Origin of the sequence: Vibrio sp. TRT 21S02, assembly GCF_050113675.1 — a bacterium.
Classification (GTDB): Bacteria; Pseudomonadota; Gammaproteobacteria; order Enterobacterales; family Vibrionaceae; genus Vibrio.
The window spans coordinates 1-2,594 of sequence record NZ_JBNJOI010000051.1 but is presented as its reverse complement, the minus strand read 5'-3'; the positions used below and the strand labels follow the sequence as shown (position 1 = coordinate 2,594).

2 rRNA genes are annotated in these 2,594 nt (G+C 51.2%); both read right to left on the bottom strand.

Annotation, left to right across the window (positions count from 1 at the left end):
• Positions 1–5: 5 nt before the first annotated feature.
• Positions 6–122: ribosomal RNA gene (gene rrf, locus ACQEXU_RS21830) — 5S ribosomal RNA — on the bottom strand.
• 88 nt (positions 123–210) lie between these two features.
• Positions 211–2,594 (bottom strand): 23S ribosomal RNA (locus ACQEXU_RS21825); the annotation flags it as partial.

Below are 2,594 nucleotides of genomic sequence, written 5' to 3'. Positions count from 1 at the left end.
TTAAAGCCTGGCGATGTCCTACTCTCACATGGGGAAGCCCCACACTACCATCGGCGCTAATTCGTTTCACTTCTGAGTTCGGAATGGAAATCAGGTGGGTCCAAATCGCTATGGTCGCCAAGCAAATTCTTTAATCTGGAAAGCTGTTTTTAAATTCTTAACACATTCAATGTTCTTACTTCGAGTCCATCAAAACCCCTTGGGTGTTGTATGGTTAAGCCTCACGGGCAATTAGTACAGGTTAGCTCAACGCCTCACAACGCTTACACACCCTGCCTATCAACGTTCTAGTCTCGAACAACCCTTAAGGGCACTTAAAGTGCCAGGGAAGACTCATCTCAGGGCTCGCTTCCCGCTTAGATGCTTTCAGCGGTTATCGATTCCGAACTTAGCTACCGGGCAATGCGTCTGGCGACACAACCCGAACACCAGAGGTTCGTCCACTCCGGTCCTCTCGTACTAGGAGCAGCCCCCTTCAATCTTCCAACGCCCACGGCAGATAGGGACCGAACTGTCTCACGACGTTCTAAACCCAGCTCGCGTACCACTTTAAATGGCGAACAGCCATACCCTTGGGACCGACTTCAGCCCCAGGATGTGATGAGCCGACATCGAGGTGCCAAACACCGCCGTCGATATGAACTCTTGGGCGGTATCAGCCTGTTATCCCCGGAGTACCTTTTATCCGTTGAGCGATGGCCCTTCCATTCAGAACCACCGGATCACTATGACCTGCTTTCGCACCTGCTCGAATTGTCATTCTCGCAGTCAAGCGGGCTTATGCCATTGCACTAACCTCACGATGTCCAACCGTGATTAGCCCACCTTCGTGCTCCTCCGTTACTCTTTGGGAGGAGACCGCCCCAGTCAAACTACCCACCAGGCACTGTCCTCACCCCAGATAATGGGGCTAAGTTAGAACATCAAACATACAAGGGTGGTATTTCAAGGTCGGCTCCACAAATACTGGCGTACTTGCTTCAAAGCCTCCCACCTATCCTACACATGTAGGCTCAATGTTCAGTGCCAAGCTGTAGTAAAGGTTCACGGGGTCTTTCCGTCTAGCCGCGGGTACACTGCATCTTCACAGCGATTTCAATTTCACTGAGTCTCGGGTGGAGACAGCGTGGCCATCATTACGCCATTCGTGCAGGTCGGAACTTACCCGACAAGGAATTTCGCTACCTTAGGACCGTTATAGTTACGGCCGCCGTTTACCGGGGCTTCGATCAAGAGCTTCGACCTAAGTCTAACCCCATCAATTAACCTTCCGGCACCGGGCAGGCGTCACACCGTATACGTCATCTTACGATTTTGCACAGTGCTGTGTTTTTAATAAACAGTTGCAGCCACCTGGTATCTGCGACTCTCAATAGCTCCATCCGCAAGGGACTTCACCGTCAAGAGCGTACCTTCTCCCGAAGTTACGGTACCATTTTGCCTAGTTCCTTCACCCGAGTTCTCTCAAGCGCCTTGGTATTCTCTACCCGACCACCTGTGTCGGTTTGGGGTACGATTCCTTACAATCTGAAGCTTAGAGGCTTTTCCTGGAAGCATGGCATCAATGACTTCACTACCGTAGTAGCTCGACGTCGTGTCTCAGCCTTAAAAAGAGCCGGATTTACCTAACTCTTAAGCCTACGCACTTGAACCTGGACAACCGTCGCCAGGCCCACCTAGCCTTCTCCGTCCCCCCATCGCAATTGTAAGAAGTACGGGAATATTAACCCGTTTCCCATCGACTACGCTTTTCAGCCTCGCCTTAGGGGTCGACTTACCCTGCCCCGATTAACGTTGGACAGGAACCCTTGGTCTTCCGGCGAGGGGGTTTTTCACCCCCTTTATCGTTACTCATGTCAGCATTCGCACTTCTGATACCTCCAGCAAGCTTTACAACTCACCTTCAACGGCTTACAGAACGCTCCCCTACCCAATACGATAAATCGCATTGCCGCAGCTTCGGTTTATAGCTTAGCCCCGTTACATCTTCCGCGCAGGCCGACTCGACTAGTGAGCTATTACGCTTTCTTTAAATGATGGCTGCTTCTAAGCCAACATCCTAGCTGTCTAAGCCTTCCCACATCGTTTCCCACTTAGCTATAATTTGGGACCTTAGCTGGCGGTCTGGGTTGTTTCCCTCTCCACGACGGACGTTAGCACCCGCCGTGTGTCTCCCGGATAGTACTTACTGGTATTCGGAGTTTGCAAAGGGTTGGTAAGTCGGGATGACCCCCTAGCCTTAACAGTGCTCTACCCCCAGTAGTATTCGTCCGAGGCGCTACCTAAATAGCTTTCGGGGAGAACCAGCTATCTCCAGGTTTGATTGGCCTTTCACCCCTAGCCACAAGTCATCCGCTAATTTTTCAACATTAGTCGGTTCGGTCCTCCAGTTGATGTTACTCAACCTTCAACCTGCCCATGGCTAGATCACCTGGTTTCGGGTCTATATCCAGAGACTGAGCGCCCAGTTAAGACTCGGTTTCCCTACGGCTCCCCTAGATGGTTAACCTTGCCACTGAATATAAGTCGCTGACCCATTATACAAAAGGTACGCAGTCACACCACGAAGGTGCTCCTACTGCTTGTACGTACAC